The organism is Bacillus sp. FSL H7-0578 (genome assembly GCF_038630855.1).
Taxonomy (GTDB): Bacteria; Bacillota; Bacilli; order Bacillales; family Bacillaceae; genus Bacillus; species Bacillus safensis.
This window is the reverse complement of the sequence record NZ_CP152045.1, coordinates 2,336,828-2,353,489: the sequence shown is the minus strand read 5'-3', so window position 1 is coordinate 2,353,489 and position 16,662 is coordinate 2,336,828. Positions and strand designations below refer to the sequence as shown.

The 16,662-nt window shown below is 42.3% G+C and carries 18 protein-coding genes and 1 pseudogene; 14 read left to right on the top strand and 5 right to left on the bottom strand.

What is annotated here, in order from left to right; genetic code table 11:
- Positions 1-33: 33 nt before the first annotated feature.
- The 5 genes from MHB41_RS12110 to MHB41_RS12090 all read left to right on the top strand — a co-directional run bounded on the left by MHB41_RS12110 (position 34) and on the right by MHB41_RS12090 (position 3,317).
- A complete protein-coding gene (locus MHB41_RS12110) occupies positions 34-957 on the top strand; it encodes a cysteine synthase family protein (protein ID WP_061109398.1) in 924 nt (307 codons plus the stop codon).
- A gap of 1 nt (position 958) precedes the next feature.
- A complete protein-coding gene (locus tag MHB41_RS12105) occupies positions 959-2,107 on the top strand; it encodes a bifunctional cystathionine gamma-lyase/homocysteine desulfhydrase (RefSeq protein ID WP_024423100.1) in 1,149 nt (382 codons plus the stop codon).
- Positions 2,108-2,179: 72 nt separating this feature from the next.
- Positions 2,180-2,410: a YrhC family protein gene (locus tag MHB41_RS12100; RefSeq protein WP_034624035.1), complete on the top strand. Its 231-nt coding sequence runs from the start codon at positions 2,180-2,182 to the stop codon at positions 2,408-2,410.
- Between the two features lie 451 nt (positions 2,411-2,861).
- Positions 2,862-2,996 carry a YrzI family small protein gene (locus MHB41_RS12095; protein ID WP_065214597.1) on the top strand — a complete coding sequence of 45 codons (135 nt, stop codon included), beginning with the start codon at positions 2,862-2,864 and terminating at the stop codon, positions 2,994-2,996.
- Positions 2,997-3,161: 165 nt separating this feature from the next.
- A complete protein-coding gene (locus tag MHB41_RS12090) occupies positions 3,162-3,317 on the top strand; it encodes a hypothetical protein (RefSeq protein ID WP_223251019.1) in 156 nt (51 codons plus the stop codon).
- 43 nt (positions 3,318-3,360) lie between these two features.
- On the opposite strand, the pseudogene MHB41_RS12085 reads toward MHB41_RS12090, so the two are convergent.
- Positions 3,361-3,435 (bottom strand): annotated as a pseudogene (locus tag MHB41_RS12085) (YjcZ family sporulation protein); the annotation flags it as partial.
- A gap of 319 nt (positions 3,436-3,754) precedes the next feature.
- On the opposite strand from MHB41_RS12085, the gene MHB41_RS12080 reads away from it, so the two are divergent.
- The 7 genes from MHB41_RS12080 to MHB41_RS12050 all read left to right on the top strand — a co-directional run bounded on the left by MHB41_RS12080 (position 3,755) and on the right by MHB41_RS12050 (position 11,299).
- Complete coding sequence (locus tag MHB41_RS12080; protein WP_024427897.1) at positions 3,755-4,357, top strand: methyltransferase domain-containing protein; 603 nt, start codon at positions 3,755-3,757, stop codon at positions 4,355-4,357.
- Between the two features lie 401 nt (positions 4,358-4,758).
- The gene (gene fdhA / locus MHB41_RS12075; RefSeq protein ID WP_024423097.1) at positions 4,759-5,973 is read left to right on the top strand and encodes a formaldehyde dehydrogenase, glutathione-independent; all 1,215 of its coding nucleotides are present in this window, start codon (positions 4,759-4,761) and stop codon (positions 5,971-5,973) included.
- Positions 5,974-6,072: 99 nt separating this feature from the next.
- On the top strand, positions 6,073-6,846 hold the full coding sequence (locus tag MHB41_RS12070) for a class I SAM-dependent methyltransferase (RefSeq protein ID WP_061109397.1): 774 nt from the start codon (positions 6,073-6,075) through the stop codon (positions 6,844-6,846).
- Between the two features lie 41 nt (positions 6,847-6,887).
- Positions 6,888-7,640, top strand: coding sequence for a glucose 1-dehydrogenase (locus tag MHB41_RS12065; protein WP_061109396.1), 753 nt, complete (start codon positions 6,888-6,890; stop codon positions 7,638-7,640).
- Between the two features lie 371 nt (positions 7,641-8,011).
- Positions 8,012-9,232: an MFS transporter gene (locus tag MHB41_RS12060; RefSeq protein ID WP_024427902.1), complete on the top strand. Its 1,221-nt coding sequence runs from the start codon at positions 8,012-8,014 to the stop codon at positions 9,230-9,232.
- A gap of 70 nt (positions 9,233-9,302) precedes the next feature.
- Positions 9,303-10,343, top strand: a complete 1,041-nt coding sequence (locus MHB41_RS12055; protein ID WP_024427903.1) for a 2,3-butanediol dehydrogenase — start codon at positions 9,303-9,305, stop codon at positions 10,341-10,343.
- 125 nt (positions 10,344-10,468) lie between these two features.
- On the top strand, positions 10,469-11,299 hold the full coding sequence (locus tag MHB41_RS12050; RefSeq protein WP_024427904.1) for a manganese catalase family protein: 831 nt from the start codon (positions 10,469-10,471) through the stop codon (positions 11,297-11,299).
- A gap of 35 nt (positions 11,300-11,334) precedes the next feature.
- Here the strand turns inward: MHB41_RS12050 and MHB41_RS12045 are convergent, their stop codons facing one another.
- From MHB41_RS12045 to MHB41_RS12030, 4 genes are read right to left on the bottom strand one after another with little or no spacing between them, the layout of a single operon-like run.
- On the bottom strand, positions 11,335-12,048 hold the full coding sequence (locus MHB41_RS12045; protein WP_024427905.1) for an amino acid ABC transporter permease: 714 nt from the start codon (positions 12,046-12,048) through the stop codon (positions 11,335-11,337).
- A 12-nt stretch (positions 12,049-12,060) separates the two neighbouring features.
- Positions 12,061-12,759: an amino acid ABC transporter permease gene (locus tag MHB41_RS12040; protein ID WP_024427906.1), complete on the bottom strand. Its 699-nt coding sequence runs from the start codon at positions 12,757-12,759 to the stop codon at positions 12,061-12,063.
- Positions 12,756-13,616: an amino acid ABC transporter substrate-binding protein gene (locus MHB41_RS12035; RefSeq protein WP_024427907.1), complete on the bottom strand. Its 861-nt coding sequence runs from the start codon at positions 13,614-13,616 to the stop codon at positions 12,756-12,758. The genes MHB41_RS12040 and MHB41_RS12035 overlap by 4 nt, the downstream gene beginning before the upstream one ends.
- Complete coding sequence (locus tag MHB41_RS12030; protein WP_024427908.1) at positions 13,613-14,377, bottom strand: amino acid ABC transporter ATP-binding protein; 765 nt, start codon at positions 14,375-14,377, stop codon at positions 13,613-13,615. The genes MHB41_RS12035 and MHB41_RS12030 overlap by 4 nt, the downstream gene beginning before the upstream one ends.
- Before the next feature lie 144 nt (positions 14,378-14,521).
- On the opposite strand from MHB41_RS12030, the gene MHB41_RS12025 reads away from it, so the two are divergent.
- Entirely contained in the window at positions 14,522-15,685 is a 1,164-nt protein-coding gene (locus tag MHB41_RS12025; protein WP_034280002.1) for an acyl-CoA dehydrogenase family protein, read from the top strand.
- Positions 15,686-15,810: 125 nt separating this feature from the next.
- Complete coding sequence (blaBPU, locus tag MHB41_RS12020) at positions 15,811-16,599, top strand: BPU family class D beta-lactamase (RefSeq protein ID WP_098677047.1); 789 nt, start codon at positions 15,811-15,813, stop codon at positions 16,597-16,599.
- Positions 16,600-16,662: the final 63 nt, after the last annotated feature.

The window sequence follows — 16,662 nt, the reverse complement described above, 5'->3', positions numbered from 1 at the left end:
CCCCTTCTTTTCCATGCAAAGGAAGGGAATCATATGGCTGTCATAAAGGATATTACTGAATTAATTGGCCGCACACCGCTTTTAAAGCTGTCAGGGATTGGCGTCCCAAAAGGCGTTGAGGTGTATGCAAAGCTTGAGATGATGAATCCAGGTGGAAGTATTAAGGATCGTTTAGGTGACATGCTCATCAGAGAAGCATTAGCATCTGGCAAACTGCGTCCAGGCGGAACTATTATTGAAGCAACTGCTGGAAACACAGGAATTGGGCTTGCCCTAAGTGCAAGAAAGCAGCAATTGCATACCATTTTTTGTGTACCAGAACATTTTAGTCAAGAAAAACAACAGCTGATGAAGGCGCTCGGTGCAGAAATTATTCATACGCCGAGAAAAGAAGGCATGAAGGGTGCGATTGATCGAGCCCTTGAACTAGAGGCAAGCCTTGACAATGCCTATTGTGTTTTACAATTTAAAAACCAAGTAAATCCATTGACTTACTACAGAACACTCGGTCCCGAATTATGGTCCGACTTAAAAGGGAATATCGATGTATTCGTGGCTGGAGCAGGATCTGGCGGGACTTTTCAAGGGTGTGCCGCCTATTTAAAAGAGCAGCATCAGGCGTTAAAAACAGTGGTTGTGGAGCCTGAAGGATCAATTTTAAATGGAGGGGACCCGGGCCCGCATAGAACGGAAGGAATTGGCCTTGAATTTATCCCAGACTATATGGAGCAGGCTTTATTCGATGAGATTTACACTGTCAGTGATGATGATGCGTTTCGAATGGTGAAAGAAGCAGCTGAAAAAGAAGGTGTTCTCATCGGCAGCTCTTCTGGTGCCGCTTTATTTGCCGCTTTAGAGGAAGCAAAGAAAGCAGCACCTGGGACAGTCATTGTCACCATTTTTCCTGACAGCAGTGAGCGATATTTAAGTAAAGGAATTTATGAGGGAGGAAAATAGCATGAAACCAAAAACAATGATGATTCACAGCGGAACAACGGGTGATGAAAGAACAGGCGCCGTGTCTGTGCCGATTTATCAAGTGAGTACTTATAAGCAGCCGAAAGCAGGCGAACATACGGGGTATGAATACTCCAGAACAGCAAATCCAACAAGAACTGCACTGGAAACAGTCATTCGTGATCTTGAAGGAGGAGCAAGCGGCTACGCATTTGGTTCAGGGATGGCAGCCATTACGGCTGTGATGATGCTGTTTAACAGCGGAGATCATATTGTCCTGACAGATGACGTGTACGGCGGAACCTACCGCGTCATCACAAAGGTGCTAAACCGTATTGGCATTACTGCAACCTTTGTTGACACAAGTGATCCTGAAGCAGTGAAAAAAGCCATTTTACCTGAAACAAAAGCCGTTTACATTGAATCACCAACCAATCCTTTACTCAAAATGACGGATCTAAAAGCCATCGGCGAATTGACAAAGGAAGCCAACATCTTGATGATTGTCGACAATACATTTTTCACACCGTATTTCCAAAAGCCGATTGAATATGGCGCAGACATTGTCTTGCACAGTGCGACTAAGTATTTAGGCGGCCATAGTGATGTTGTAGGCGGGCTTGTCGTCACAGCGACGAAAGAGCTTGGAGAAGAACTGCACTTTGTTCAAAACTCGACAGGCGGAATTCTTGGACCGCAGGATTCATGGCTTCTCATGAGAGGGATGAAAACGCTTGGACTACGAATGGAAGCACATCAACAAAATGCACAGAAAATCGCTGAGTTTTTAAAGCAACATGCAGCCGTCACACGTGTTTATTATCCAGGTCTCGATACACACCCTGGACATGAACTTGCGAAAACACAAGCATCCGGCTTCGGCGGCATGATCTCTTTTGATATTGGAAAAGAAGAACATGTCGATGTATTTTTGAGCCAGCTTAAGCTGTTTACAATCGCAGAAAGCCTTGGAGCGGTTGAAAGCTTAATTTCTGTCCCTGCCCGGATGACCCATGCGTCCATTCCAAAAGACCGCCGGGAGGAGCTTGGCATCACAGATGGTTTAATTCGTATTTCCGTCGGAATTGAAGATGTGGATGATTTACTACATGATATCAAGCAAGGACTAAGCGCACTGGCGAATGGATAGATTTACATGCTCCTCGCTTTCTCTCACTATGTTAAGCTATGAATAGACATTGATAACTGGAAGGTGAAACAAGTGAAGAAAAAGTGGAGTGATTTAGTGACAGATTACAAGCAGTACGCTTTTATTTTGCTTGCTGTCAGCACCTTTTTATATATTGGTACGATCTTACCGAACCAGCACATCGAAGCATCTCCAAAAATGCTGATGATGGGAATAGATTGTGTTTTCTTATTAGCAGCTTTTATTTGTGTTAAACGCGCGATTTTCTTTCAAAAGAAACTGCAAGAATTAGACGAAGATTAATTCGAAAGCCTCCTCATTTGCCTGAGGAGGCTTTTTTTATTGTATTGGATAAATGGACAAGAATAACAGTAGAAATTTAGTCAAAAACACAAAATTCATCTATATTACTAAAAACAGGTTTACAAAATGGTGCTTGCTGGATATACTTACAAAGTAATTAAAAAAAAAACGTAAAGGAGGCTGAAGAATATGTTATTCGTATCTACTTGTGATCAATTCAACCAACAATTTCATCATGTCATCAGCCTGTGGAAGAGTTCGTGTCCTTCCTTTGCCTTATACGGTGCACGCTTCAAAACTGTTTAAGTAAACGAGGATTTCACACGTATCATCCATTGCAGGTTGGAAGACACTGTCTTTTGATCTGCATTTTTGTGTGCCCGCAGGTCAACTGATAAAGAAGATCTGCGGGCTATTTCGCGTGCTGCGAACTGAAGGGAGGTGAGCGTATATGACAATCCATTTATTTTTTATTACTTTGACGATTAAGCGGAAATACAAGGACATTGAGACCGTTCTTTACGAACAAGAAGTCGAAACAATTTATGAAGAAATGAAACAGAAACAACTAAAGTATATGAACTAAAACAGGAAATGAAAAATGTGAAAAGGAGGAGATTGACATGTTTATGATGCTTGCCATGCTTGATTGTTATACGATGGAGAAGGACCAGGTTTAGACACGCTCCACATTGATCACCTGCACATATGATACCGTAAAAGGTGATTGTGAGGTGATCAATGAATGTCGATGTCACCATATATGAGATTTCCGTCTGTGGGGCACGGGTATGCATCTATTCCGCATTCCTTAAAGCACGGATACGGCAATCCATACCGCATGCAAAGAGAGCAAGAGGAAATGCTCAGACGTTATATGTACCAGTACCGGACTTATTGGTATTAAAGAAAAGGAGCAGGAAACCATGACGTTTCCTGCTCCTTTTACGTTAGCAAATCCAGCTTGCACCAATGATGATCAACAAAATGAACAGTACAACAAGCAATGCGAATCCGCCTGCAAAACCGCCACCGTAGCCACCGCAGTAGCCTCCAGAATAACCGCCAAAGCCCATAATCTAGCACCACCTTTATCTAATCAAGATACATTTATAAATTATGCAGCTCATGCAGAAAACGAAATCAATCTGAGCACAAATAATGAAAACGCCTATTCAGGTTAAAAAAATTTTCACTTTCTGCGAAACATTTTCTGAAAAGGAGCGTCTTATAAGAGACAAATAAATTAGGACTAGGTCTTAATTTTTGTAAGGTGAGAGCCGATATGAAAAGTAAGGAAATTTGTAAATAGTTTTATTTACTGGTGAAAAGCAGGTGTTAACATTGATTCAAAGCTGGATTGGAAAACAAATGAGGGAACCAAAAGGCTTGTTCTCAAAATGGGTTGCCCGCTATATGGAAAAAAATCATCATAATATCAATGAATGGACGATTCAACTCTTAAATATACAAGAAAATGACCGAATTTTAGAAATTGGGACTGGAAGAGGCATCACCTTATCAAAGGTAGCTGAAAAACTTGACCGCGGAAAAGTATATGGAGTGGATGCCTCTCGCCATATGATTAAATATGCAAAAAGAAAACATAAGAAGCTTGCGGAACAGGACAAAGCCGTCATTACGCTTGGTAAGGCTGAGCAATTACCTTTTGAAGACAGATCATTCAATAAATTATTTACGGTGCAGACGATCTATTACTTGAAGGATATTGAGCAAGTCATGAAGGAAGTGTACCGCGTCCTTCAAGTGGATGGAGAAGTATTTTTATCTTTCCAAAAGCAGGAGCTGATCAACGAACAAAAACGGTCAACATCTTTTTCATCGTACAGTGAAGAAGAGATCAGCCGTCTGTTTTCAGCATATCACTTTAGAGAAGTCTCGGTTTATCACTATGATACATACATCTGTATCAAAGCCTTAAAATGATGAAAATATTTCCCAGGTAATGAACAAGCACTCAAAAAAGAGGCTCTTCGTCAGAGGAGCCTCTTTGCCTGCTATAAAAAAAGGTTCTTCATCAGAAGAGCCTTTTGTATGTGATATAGGCGCCAGCCAGGTGTGTAAGGAATGATAGTATATATAAGGAATTTGTTTGTCGATTAAGGATACCTGTCTGGCTTATTTCTTATATCGACACCGTTCTGCAAAAGTTTAGCTTTTTTTTCAATATTTTCTTTTTTATTTCGCTGAAAGACACATTTTTCTTTCTCACATAGACATGTGACTCCCTCTTTTTCACATAATGTGCTGTTTGAAGAAGGAAATTGCTTAAGAAATAGAGAAAATTGTAGAGACTTCATTTTTAAACAAAAGGGAGGAATGAAATCATGTCGGGAAACAAAGGTGTCGTTTATAAAGGAGCAGGAAAAGTAGCAGTTGAGGATATTGGATACCCTGATTTGGTCTTAAAAGACGGCCCGGGTGTACCTAAAGCCAATGTGGGGCGCAAATGTGAGCATGGCGTCATTTTAAAAGTAGTGACGACGAATATTTGCGGAAGTGATCAGCACATGGTGAGAGGGCGTACGACTGCACCTGAAGGACTTGTCCTTGGTCATGAAATTACAGGTGAAGTCGTGGAAGTTGGGCGAGATGTAGAGTTTATTCAAAAAGGAGATCTCGTGTCCGTTCCGTTTAATATTGCATGCGGACGCTGCGTCATGTGTAAGGAACAAAAAACCCATGTGTGCTTAAATGTAAACCCGGACCGCCCTGGCTCTGCCTATGGATATGTAGATATGGGCGGATGGGTTGGCGGCCAATCCGAGTATGTCATGGTTCCATATGCAGATTTTCAACTGCTCAAATTTCCAGACAAAGATCAAGCGATGGAAAAAATACTTGATCTCACGATGCTTTCCGATATTTTCCCGACAGGTTTTCATGGTGCTTATACGGCTGGAGTAAAGCCTGGTTCGACCGTATATATTGCAGGTGCTGGGCCAGTAGGTCTTGCAGCAGCACATTCGGCTCAGCTTCTTGGCGCATCTGCTGTGATTGTTGGAGATCTGAATGAGCAAAGACTGGAACAGGCAAGAAGCTTCGGCTGTGAGACGATCAATCTACGAAAACATGATCGAATCGGCGAACAAATCACGAATATTTTAGGGGAGCCAGAAGTTGATTGTGCCGTCGATTGTGTCGGCTTTGAAGCTTCGGGTCATGGAGACCAGGGAGAAGCTCCAGCAACTGTTTTAAATACGATTATGGATATTACCAAAGTTGGAGGCAAGCTTGGAATTCCAGGGCTTTATGTCACAGAAGATCCAGGAGCAGTGGATGCCGATGCAAAAGTCGGTTCTCTGAAAGTGCGAATTGGACTTGGCTGGGCGAAAGCTCATACCTTTGTGACAGGTCAAACCCCTGTTATGCAATATCATCGCAGTCTAATGAAATCCATTTTAAGCGGCAGAGCACAGATCGCCAAAGCCGTCAATGCGACCGTCATTGACCTTGATCAAGCCCCTAAAGGATATAGTGACTTTGATTCGGGTGTGGCGAAGAAATTTGTCATTGACCCGCACGGGATGCTTTCTCGATAATTTTTAACATGAAAGGAGCCGCTCAATAAAATGGGACGGCTCTTTATTGTGGAAAAATCACATAGAATATACAAATCCATTTCAAAGGGGAGGAATCAGATGAATTCAGATCAGGCCAAAAGAAGAGTAGTAGAACAATTTGGAAGAAATGCAGAAAAGTATGTGACGAGTCAAACTCACGCAAAGGGAGCAGACCTTGATCTAATTGTTGAATGGGCAGCCCCAGAAGAGAGCTGGGTCGTACTCGATATAGCAACTGGTGGCGGGCATACCGCAAAAGCACTGGCTCCATATGTGAATCAAGTGTTTGCGACGGATTTAACGAAAGAGATGCTTTCTCATACATCACTTCATTTAAAAGCGTATCCCCAAATTTTTTATGTAGTAGCGGATGCAGAGAGCCTTCCTTTTTTAGATGGCACATTTGATATGGTCACATGCCGAATTGCAGCACACCATTTCCCGCACCCTGAACAGTTTGCCAAAGAGGCATCTCGTGTATTAAAGTCTAATGGTCTGTTTTTCTTTATTGATAATGTTTCGCCAAATGATGAAGAGCTTGCACTATTTATCAATGAGCTGGAAAGATTGAGAGACCCAAGTCATGTGTCCTGTCTATCTACAGAACAATGGCGGGAATTGTTTTATAAAGAGGGAATAAAAGAAGTAAGATCAATGGAACGAAAAAAACGTTACCCTTTTCAAGAATGGGTCAAGCGAACAACGAAAACTTTAAAGGAAGAAGAGATCGTTACAAAATACATGTTAGATGCTAACGAGAAAATAAAGCAATATTATAGATTGAACATGACAGAGGATCAGATAGAATCAATAGAGGTGGATGACTGGATTGCTCTTTTCAGGAAAGAATAAAAATAAATTATTCATACCAGTCATAGAAAGGAATCAATCATATGCTACATTTTCAAGGAAAAACCGTCATCATCACAGGCGCAGCCAATGGTATTGGTGAAGCGATCGCCTGCGGTTATGCAAAAGAAGGGGCGCGTGTGGTGCTTGCGGATATAGATGAAGAGAAGGGGAAGCGTTTGGAGGAGCAGCTGAGAAAGGAGTCCTATGAAGTTTATTTCATTAAAACGGATGTGAAACGGGAGAAGGATATTCAGCGCTTAATGTCGTTTGCTGCGGAGCACTGCAAAACGATTGATATTCTCATCAACAATGCTGGCGTCATGTGCACAGTATCGCCTTATGAGTTAACGGTCGATGAGTGGGATCATGTGCTGCATACAAATGTAAGAGGGGCTTTTTTATGCGCTAGAGAAGCAGCACGTTATATCAAAGAGAATCCAAACGGCGGTTCCATTGTGAACATTTCCTCTACCCGTGCGGCCATGTCAGAGCCTCATACGGAAGCATATGCTGCATCAAAAGGCGGGATTTCCGCGCTTACTCATGCCTTGGCGGTTTCTTTTAGTCAGGATCACATTACGGTGAATAGCATTTCCCCTGGATGGATTGAAACGAAAGATGAGAAAAGTCTTCGAGAAATTGACCATCAGCAGCATCTTTCCAATCGAGTGGGTACGCCAAAGGATATTGTGAAAGCCTGTTTTTATTTAACTGATGAAGACAATCAATTTGTGACCGGCACAGATTTGGTTGTTGATGGCGGCATGACTAGAAAAATGATTTATGCGGATTAACATGAAAAAAATATTGACGCTTTGATCGAGGCGCAGTACAATATGTAACAATTCAGCTGAAGATCGTGATGAAAAAAAGACACAGCGCAAATAGAGAAGAGTACATCATAGCTGCCCCACACAGAGAACTCCGTCAAGCTGAGAAGGAGCTGGGAAGCATGATGGAACCAAGCCTCTTAGCTCTGCACCGGATTCCCTCGGATGGTGGTGCAGCGAACTTCTCCCGTTACAGAGAAGGGTGAATGATCACCCGCTAAGGTTCATCTGGCAACAGATGAATGAACTGAGGTGGCAACGCGGAGTAAATCCCGTCCTCAAGACAGACATGTCTTGGGGGCGGGATTTTTTTATGACAAATAGGGGGGATCATGATGAAAAAACATTGGCGGGATATGAGTATTTTACTTGGAGCCATCGGGATTGCGAACATAGGAGAATGGATTTATATGATTGCCCTCCATTTGCTTATTTTTCAAGAAACGGGCTCTGTACTTGCTGTAACAGCAGTTTATTTGCTAAGACCGGCTGCTGCTCTTTTGACCAATAGCTGGTCCGGCAGTTTGATTGACAGGCTGAATCAGCGGAATGTGATGATCAGTTTAGATATTACCCGTGCTCTGCTCATTGCATGCATCCCTTTTGCCTTATTTTCAGGACATCTGATCATCCTGTATGTCATGGTGTTTTTCATACAGATGGCACAAGCGATGTTTCATCCAGCGTCGATGGTGTATATGACAGGACTAATCCCGGCGGATAACCGAAAACGGTTTAATGCCATTCGCTCTTTATTACAATCCGGTGGATTTTTACTTGGGCCCGCAGCAGCAGGTCTGCTCTTTCTCATCGGGACTCCTGTGCTTTCAATTTATGTAAATGCGATCTGCCTGTTGATATCTGCTTTGTTAACGATGTGTTTACCGAATTTGGTCAAAACAGATGCTGCCCAAAAGCGGTTTTCCCTTTCAATGTTAAAAGAGGATGCAAAGCTTGTTCTGCGTTTTAGTCTGACGTCACGCCAGATCATGACGGTATATTTATTATTTAGTGCCGCAATATCGGTCCTTCCTACGGCCATAGACTCACTTGAAACAGCCTTTGCAAAAGAAGTATTGATGCTGACTGATACACAATATGGCCTTCTTGTCAGTATAGCTGGAGCGGGTATTATCGCAGGGGCAAGTCTTAATTCGGTCATTGTCGAAAGGCTGTCAGTTTCGCTGATGCTTGGAATCGGCAGTTTGTTTGTGGCGTTTGGCTATCTTATTTATGCATTTTCCAGCAGTCTAGTTGCAGCCGCCGGTGGATTTTTTATATTAGCCTTCTTTTTAGCATTTGCGAATACAGGTTTTATGACGTTCTATCAAACAAATATCCCCGTAGAGGTGATGGGGAGGGTAGCCAGCTTTTATGCTTTGGTTGAAGCCATTCTGACGATGACCATGACAGGAATATTCGGCGGACTCGCTCATATTCTATCGATCAGAATTTCCGTCATCATCGGGTGTCTATGTATGCTTCTTATCTGTCTATTGCTATGTTTTGTCATCTTTCGTCCATTGACTGCCAAAAAAATAGTGCATCCTACTTAGAAAATTAAAAAAATTATGTTATCATTATTTAAGTAAGTTAATTAAATTGATGAGAAAAGGAGTCTTACAAATGAAAGCACTACGCTGGCACGATCAAAAGGACATTCGACTAGAGGAAATTGATGAACCAACAGTTGCTCCAGGAAAAGTGAAACTGAAAGTAAAATGGTGCGGCATTTGCGGTAGTGATTTACATGAATATTTAGGCGGACCGATCTTCATTCCTGTGAATGAACCTCATCCACTTACAAAAGAAAAAGCACCCGTTACACTGGGACACGAGTTCTCTGGTGAAGTTGTTGAAGTAGGAGAAGGCGTGAGCAATTACAAAGTAGGCGACCGAGTGGTTGTTGAACCTATTTTTGCAACTCACGGACATCAAGGTGCTTATAACTTAGATGAAAACATGGGCTTTTTAGGGCTTGCCGGAGGCGGCGGTGGATTCTCTGAATATGTATCAGTCGATGAAGAATTACTTCATTTATTACCAGACGAAATCTCATATGAGCAAGGCGCGCTTGTCGAGCCTTCTGCAGTTGCTTTATATGCGGTTCGTTCTAGTAAAGTACAAGCTGGGGATACAGCGGCTGTGTTTGGCTGCGGACCAATCGGTTTACTTGTCATTGAAGCATTAAAAGCAGCTGGTGCTACTGATATTTATGCAGTTGAATTATCAAAAGAGCGCCAAGTGAAAGCAAAAGAGCTTGGAGCGATCATTGTTGATCCATCTCAGTATGAAGATGTTGTTCAAGAAATTGCTCGCCGTACAAACGGTGGCGTCGATGTTTCTTTTGAAGTGACAGGTGTACCTGTTGTATTGAAGCAAGCAATCCAATCAACTAGAATTTCAGGCGAAACAGTGATTGTAAGCATTTGGGAAAAAGGCGCGGAAATTATGCCGAATGACATTGTCATTAAAGAACGTACAGTAAAAGGAATTATCGGCTACAGAGACGTATTCCCATCTGTATTAAACTTAATGAGAAAAGGCTATTTCTCTGCAGACACACTCGTCACGAAAAAAATCAAGCTGGACGATGTGATCGAGGATGGCTTCCATGCATTAATCAATGAAAAAGATCAAGTGAAAATTTTAGTCAGTGCTGAATAAGTAAGATAACAAAGAGGATGGCATAAGCCATTCTCTTTTTTATGTATTCATATCATTTTCATAAAGAGAGCTGCGGTTGAATAGTGATAATTGAAAAGATGTTTAATGATAAGGGAGATGACATCATGTTTTATCACATCAAAGAATTGCAATATGAAGCAAAGCCCTCAAAGCCTGATCCGGTGTATGCAAAGAAATTACAAGAAGTATTAGGCGGTCAATATGGTGAAATCAGCGTGATGATGCAATATTTATTTCAAGGCTTTAATTGCCGGGCAGATCAAAAATATAGGGATTTATTATTTGACGTGGGAACAGAGGAAATTGGTCATGTCGAAATGCTGGCAACGATGATTGCGCGTTTACTTGATAATGCACCAGTTAAGGAACAAGAAGAGGCGTACCAAAGTGATCCTGCACTTGCAGCTGTCATGGGCGGAATGAACCCGCAGCATGCGATTGTTGCAGGTTTAGGGGCAATGGCAGCGGATAGTCAAGGATACCCGTGGAATGCCAAATACATCATTTCAAGCGGAAATTTAATGGCGGATTTCAGAGCCAATTTAAATGCAGAGGCCCAGGGCCGCCTTCAGGTCACAAGACTTTACGAAATGACAGATGACCGCGGCGTCAAAGATATGCTCTCCTTCCTCATTGCTCGTGATACATACCATCAAAATATGTGGCTTGCCGCAATTAAAGAATTAGAAGAGCGAGAAGGGGATGTCGTCGTACCAACCACCTTCCCTCGTTCACTAGAAAAACAGCAAGTATCCTATGACTTGTTTAACTTCTCAAGAGGGGAAGAAAGTAAGCAAGGCAGATGGGCACATGGCCGCAGCATGGATGGAAAAGGAGAGTTCAGATATATTTCTGCACCTGTCGTATTCGGCTCTGCACCAAAGCTCAAACCCGCACCAAAAGAACTATTTAACACACCAAAAAAGGGTGAATAAAAAAGTCGATCAGGTTTTTGGGCCTGATCGACTTTTTAACGTCCGAGAGTTCTTCCGTATACACTGACACGTTTCTCTAATAATGCAAAGGCTAATTCAAAGACAATGCTCAGCAGCCAATAGATCAAAGCAGAGACGAGATAAGTTTCTAAAAACTGATAGCCGTCATTTGCAATGATCCGGGAAATACCCATGATTTCGAGTACCCCAATTGTAAACGCAAGAGATGTCGCTTTTAATAACTGAACGAGCTGATTGCCTAGGTTTGGTAAGGCCACAACAAATGCCTGCGGCAAAATAATGCGTATCATCGCCTGACGTGTGGTCATGCCTACAATTTTTGCCGCTTCAAGCTGCCCTTTGTCTACTGCCAGAAGTGCACTTCGGACCACCTCTGTTAAATGAGCGGCTGAATGCAGGCTGAAGGTAATAAGAGCCACAGCTAAAGGGGAGACCATATCCGGATGAAAGGTCAGTCCGAATGTGCCGCTCATACTGGTTAGAAGAAAAGGGAGCCCATAAAAGAAAGCGAACAGTTGAACAATAAGCGGCGTTCCTCTAAAAAAGGAGACGTATAGCGTAACGAGCTGTCTGAGTACAGGGATGCGAAAGAGGCGAATGAAAGCAAAAACAGATCCGATCACAAGACTCACAGCCATGGAAACAAGAGCAATTAATAAGGTGAGAGGAACACCTTTTAGAATATGTGGTACTTGGTCAATCGCAAATGGAATATCAATGGTTTGCATCAAATCGCCTCCTTAACGTGACAGGCTGGTACGGCCTTTTACAAATTTCTTTTCAAGCAGCATGGTGATTAGTTCAATGCTCATACAAATGAGCCAGTACACAATCGCAATGATCACATACACTTCAAACATGCCGATTCCATAGTTATTTCCTAAGATGATCTTCACCTGTCCCATAATATCGATGAGTCCGATCGTAAAGGCAATCGCCGTGTCTTTCACAAGATCAATGGTGTAATTTCCGAGGTTTGGCAGGGCAATGAGAAAGGCCTGCGGGATAATGATCCTGATCAAGGCCTGTGTATCTGTCATCCCCACAATGTAGGCGGCTTCCAGCTGATCCTTCCCAACAGACGAATACGCACTGCGAAAAACTTCAGATAAATAAGCCCCCGTATGTAAAGAGAACGTCATCATCACAAATAACACACGATCCCAATGATTGATTTGAATTCCTGCCACAAGTAAAAGCTGAGGAAGTCCAAAATAAATTAAGAATAACTGAACAATTAATGGCGTACTTCGTGTAAAAGATAAATAGATAACAGCCAATTGCTTCAGCACTGGGATTTGTTTTATACGAATGCATGCAAATAAGAGCCCTATTATGATGGCGAAAAACAATGACACCGCAATAATGAGAAAAGTGAGTGGCAGGCGTTCAAGCACCTGTAAAAAAATTCGCAGCCAATCTCCAGCTGTAAACGTCATGACGCTTCCTTCCTTTCTTCATATTGATAGCCTTGCTCTGAGATGTAGTCAATATCTTGAAAGAAATCAACCCCAAACCACTTTTTCGCAAGCTTAGGTAGTGTTCCATCATCAATCATCTCTTGTGTGACCCGGTCCAAATCTGCTGCAAGCTGCTTCTCACTCGGCTGTAAGACAAGATAAATCGGCTCCTTTGACACAATGCCGCCAACTTTGACCTTTAGGTTGAGATGCTTTTGTATGGTATCGAAGGTCGAAATATTCATAAAAGCCGCATCAGACCGTCCGCTTTCAACGCGCTTTAAGTTGAGTTCATTTGAAGGGCTTTCAATGGTTGTCAGCGGAATATCTGGATCATGTTCTTCATTATATTGATTTAATATGGAACGCAATCCGCCGCTGGGACTGACAGGAGCGAGCTTTTTTGATGTCATATCATCAAGCGATTGAATATCCCGGTTTGATTCATTCACAATTAATCCTGTCATCGAATAGCCGTACGGAACTTGAGGGTAAAGAAACCGTTTTTCGCGTTCAGGGTTACTGAAAAACCAATTAGCTGCCATTTCAAACTTCCCTGCGCCAACACCAATTAAATTGGATTCTTCCTCGCCAAAGATGTAATCAAAATGTATGTGTGGAAGTCTCTTTTCCACTTCATTTAAATAATCAATGTTATAGCCAATCGGTTCGTTTCGGTCATTTGTGGCTAAAAAAGGTGGATTGACCTCTGCACTCAGTGCGACTTTCACAATTTGTTTTCCATCATCTGTTGTTGTTTTCACACTGCTGCAGCCAATCAGGGAGAGGAGAATCAGAAGGACACCAGCTGTCATGAATGCTGTCTTTTGCTTCATATGTCTTCCTCCGATCCTTGCCACATTCCGCGATGAATCCTAGATAAAAATTGTTTCGTTCGTTCATGCTGAGGCTTCATCAGGACGTCTTCTGGGGAGCCTTTTTCAACGATTTCCCCATCTGCCATAAAGATCACGGTATCCGCTACGTCCTTTGCAAACGAAATTTCATGCGTCACAATGACCATCGTCATCCCTTGGCTCGCAATATCTTTGATCATTTCAAGGATTTCTCCGACCATCTCTGGGTCCAGTGCGGACGTTGGTTCATCAAACAAAAGCACCGCAGGATTCATCGCAAGAGCGCGGGCAATTCCAATCCGCTGCTGCTGACCGCCAGATAATTCACTCGGAAATGCATCCTTTTTATGAAGCAGTCCAATCCGCGCTAAAAATTGCTCTCCAACCTTTTCAGCTTCTTTTTTAGACATGTTTTGGGACACAATCAATCCCTCTGTAATATTTTCAAGTGCTCGTTTATTTTGAAACAAGTGATAATGCTGAAATACCATGGAAGATTGCTGCCTTAGTTTTAAAAGATCTTTTTTATGATATCGTTCAAATTGAATCGTGGCTTCTCCAACAGTCAGCTCTCCTTTGTCTGGAATGTCGAGGCTGTTTAAACTGCGGAGAAGTGTTGTTTTTCCTGATCCGCTCGGTCCAATAATTGCGACCACTTCACCTTCTTGTACGGTGAAATCAATGCCTTTTAACACATGGGTCTGCCCATAAGATTTATGTAGATTAGTAGCTGAGATCATAAAAGCATCACGTTCCTTTGACAGATGTACTTAATATTGATAAAATTTAACACATTAAATCCTATAAGTAAAGTGTGTTTTATTCATTCCGATTGGAAAAATGAGATATCATAGATTGTGAGAAACAGAGGAGTTGGATACGTTTTGTCTAAAGCATTATTTGTCGATACCGATTTTCAAAAAACATGGCTTAATCAGCTGGAATCTCTTCGTGAAACGATTGAACAAAACGCAAAAAAACATGATGAAGGCGCTTATTTTCCTAAACAGAATATCGAATCATTAGTAAACATGGGATATACAGCCCTGTCTCTTCCCGCTGAATATGGAGGCGGGGGTCAATCTGTAACAGATATGGTTCTATTTCAAGAAACGCTTGGCAGCATGGACGGAGCGACTGCCTTATCGATTGGCTGGCACCAAGGAGTTGTTGGTGAAATTTATGAAAAGAAACTATGGAATGAGAAGCAGCTGCAATTTTTTGCGGAAGAAGTGAAGAAGGGGGCCCTTGTCAACCGCGCTGTGAGTGAGGCGCAGACAGGCAGCCCAACAAGAGGCGGCAAGCCTGGGACAACAGCGATGAAATCAGGTGATCGCTGGGTGATCAATGGACGTAAAATTTTCACAACAATGTCACCAGCTCTCACATACTTTTTAGTCGGCGTATGGATCGAAGAAAAAGAGGCGATGGGATTCTTCTTAATTCACCGTGACACAGAAGGTGTTTCTATAGAAGAAACATGGGATGTTGTCGGCATGAGAGGAACAGAAAGCCATGATTTAATCTTAGATCAAGTTGTGGTATCAGATGATATGCTTGTTGAAGTGCAAAAAGGACCTCGGGGCGGTACGTTAAACCCTTGGATCGCCCATATTCCTTCCTGCTATTTAGGAATTGCACAAGCGGCAAGAGACTATGCTGTACAGTATGCCATCACACATTCACCGAACAGTATCAGCGGAACGATTAGTGACCTGCCGAATGTCCAAACACTGATTGGCGAAATTGATTTACTACTAAAGCAAGCACGCCACGTCATCTATTCAACGACAACATTGTATGAAAAGCCTGAGAAAAGAGAGCTGTTAATCAATGAATTCGGTGCTGTGAAGCATACAGTCGTTAATCATAGTCTGCAAGTGGTCGATAAAGCCATGCGTTTAGTCGGTGCAAAAAGCTTAAGCCTCGGCTGTCCGCTTCAGCGTTACTATCGAGATATCCGGGCTGGGCTCCATAACCCGCCAATGGATGATATGACGATTTCAAAAATTGCGAAGCAGGCCATTGAAGAGAAAAAAGAAAGCTAATATGATCAAAAAGCCGGATGAAACCGGCTTTTTTTATTTGGCAGAAAAGAGGACAAGCGTACCTTATGTCTCATCACTCAGGCATGCTACAATCGATACAAATCATAGGAAAAGGAGCGATTTTTTTGAAGAAAAAGCATATGAAATGGCTGTTTTGCACCATCATGCTGATGGCATTTTGTATCGGCCAGCCTTCATCAAGTGAGGGAACATCTCCAGCGTGGTCAGTAGATGAATTCATGAAAGACCGGGAAGGCACATTTGTGATTCAAGAAGTAAAAGAAAAATCGCCATGGGTGTATAACAAAAAAAGAGCGAACAAGCGCTTTGCCCCACAATCGACATTTAAAGTGGCAAATGCCCTCATCGGACTCCAAACAGGCGCAGTGAGAGATGAATACGACATTAAATATTGGGACGGAGTGAAAAGAGAGATTGATAACTGGAATAAGGATCATACACTGGGCTCTGGTATGAGAGATTCAGTCGTCTGGTACTATCAAGCCATGGCGCGTGACATCGGAGAAGAACGCATGAGTCATTGGGTGAAAGCCATTCATTATGGGAACGAAGACATATCAGGCGGAATCGATCAATTTTGGTTAAGCAGTTCGTTGAAAATTTCTCCAGTAGAACAAGTCCATTTTCTCAAACAGCTATATGAAGAAAGTCTTCCATTTGACCTGTCTGTCATGAGAACCGTCAAACGAATGATGATACAAGAAGAAGAGAAACATGCCACCCTATACGGAAAAACAGGCTCCGGTTCAGGCATCGGCTGGTACGCAGGCTTCATCAAACATGAAAACAAAACCTACATTTTCGTCACAAATATCGAAGGCACCGGGCTAGAAGCAAAAGAAATTACCTATCGTATTTTGAAAAAATATCATTTGATTGAAGCATCCGTTTAGGGTGCTTTTTTTATATGAAAAAGGGGATATATTGATAAGTTGATGATATATGGGTTAGTTTGA

Bases quoted from the DNA above. Each gene is read 5' to 3' on its own strand.
- MHB41_RS12110 (WP_061109398.1), top strand. From the start codon at position 34: ATGGCTGTCATAAAGGATATTACTGAATTAATTGGCCGCACACCGCTT.
- MHB41_RS12030 (WP_024427908.1), bottom strand. From the start codon at position 14,377: ATGATCTCAGCTACTAATCTACATAAATCTTATGGGCAGACCCATGTG.
- MHB41_RS12105 (WP_024423100.1), top strand. From the start codon at position 959: ATGAAACCAAAAACAATGATGATTCACAGCGGAACAACGGGTGATGAA.
- MHB41_RS12070 (WP_061109397.1), top strand. From the start codon at position 6,073: ATGAATTCAGATCAGGCCAAAAGAAGAGTAGTAGAACAATTTGGAAGA.
- MHB41_RS12050 (WP_024427904.1), top strand. From the start codon at position 10,469: ATGTTTTATCACATCAAAGAATTGCAATATGAAGCAAAGCCCTCAAAG.
- MHB41_RS12055 (WP_024427903.1), top strand. From the start codon at position 9,303: ATGAAAGCACTACGCTGGCACGATCAAAAGGACATTCGACTAGAGGAA.
- MHB41_RS12095 (WP_065214597.1), top strand. From the start codon at position 2,862: ATGACAATCCATTTATTTTTTATTACTTTGACGATTAAGCGGAAATAC.
- MHB41_RS12035 (WP_024427907.1), bottom strand. From the start codon at position 13,616: ATGAAGCAAAAGACAGCATTCATGACAGCTGGTGTCCTTCTGATTCTC.
- MHB41_RS12040 (WP_024427906.1), bottom strand. From the start codon at position 12,759: ATGACGTTTACAGCTGGAGATTGGCTGCGAATTTTTTTACAGGTGCTT.
- MHB41_RS12065 (WP_061109396.1), top strand. From the start codon at position 6,888: ATGCTACATTTTCAAGGAAAAACCGTCATCATCACAGGCGCAGCCAAT.
- MHB41_RS12090 (WP_223251019.1), top strand. From the start codon at position 3,162: ATGTCACCATATATGAGATTTCCGTCTGTGGGGCACGGGTATGCATCT.
- fdhA (WP_024423097.1), top strand. From the start codon at position 4,759: ATGTCGGGAAACAAAGGTGTCGTTTATAAAGGAGCAGGAAAAGTAGCA.
- MHB41_RS12060 (WP_024427902.1), top strand. From the start codon at position 8,012: ATGAAAAAACATTGGCGGGATATGAGTATTTTACTTGGAGCCATCGGG.
- MHB41_RS12045 (WP_024427905.1), bottom strand. From the start codon at position 12,048: ATGCAAACCATTGATATTCCATTTGCGATTGACCAAGTACCACATATT.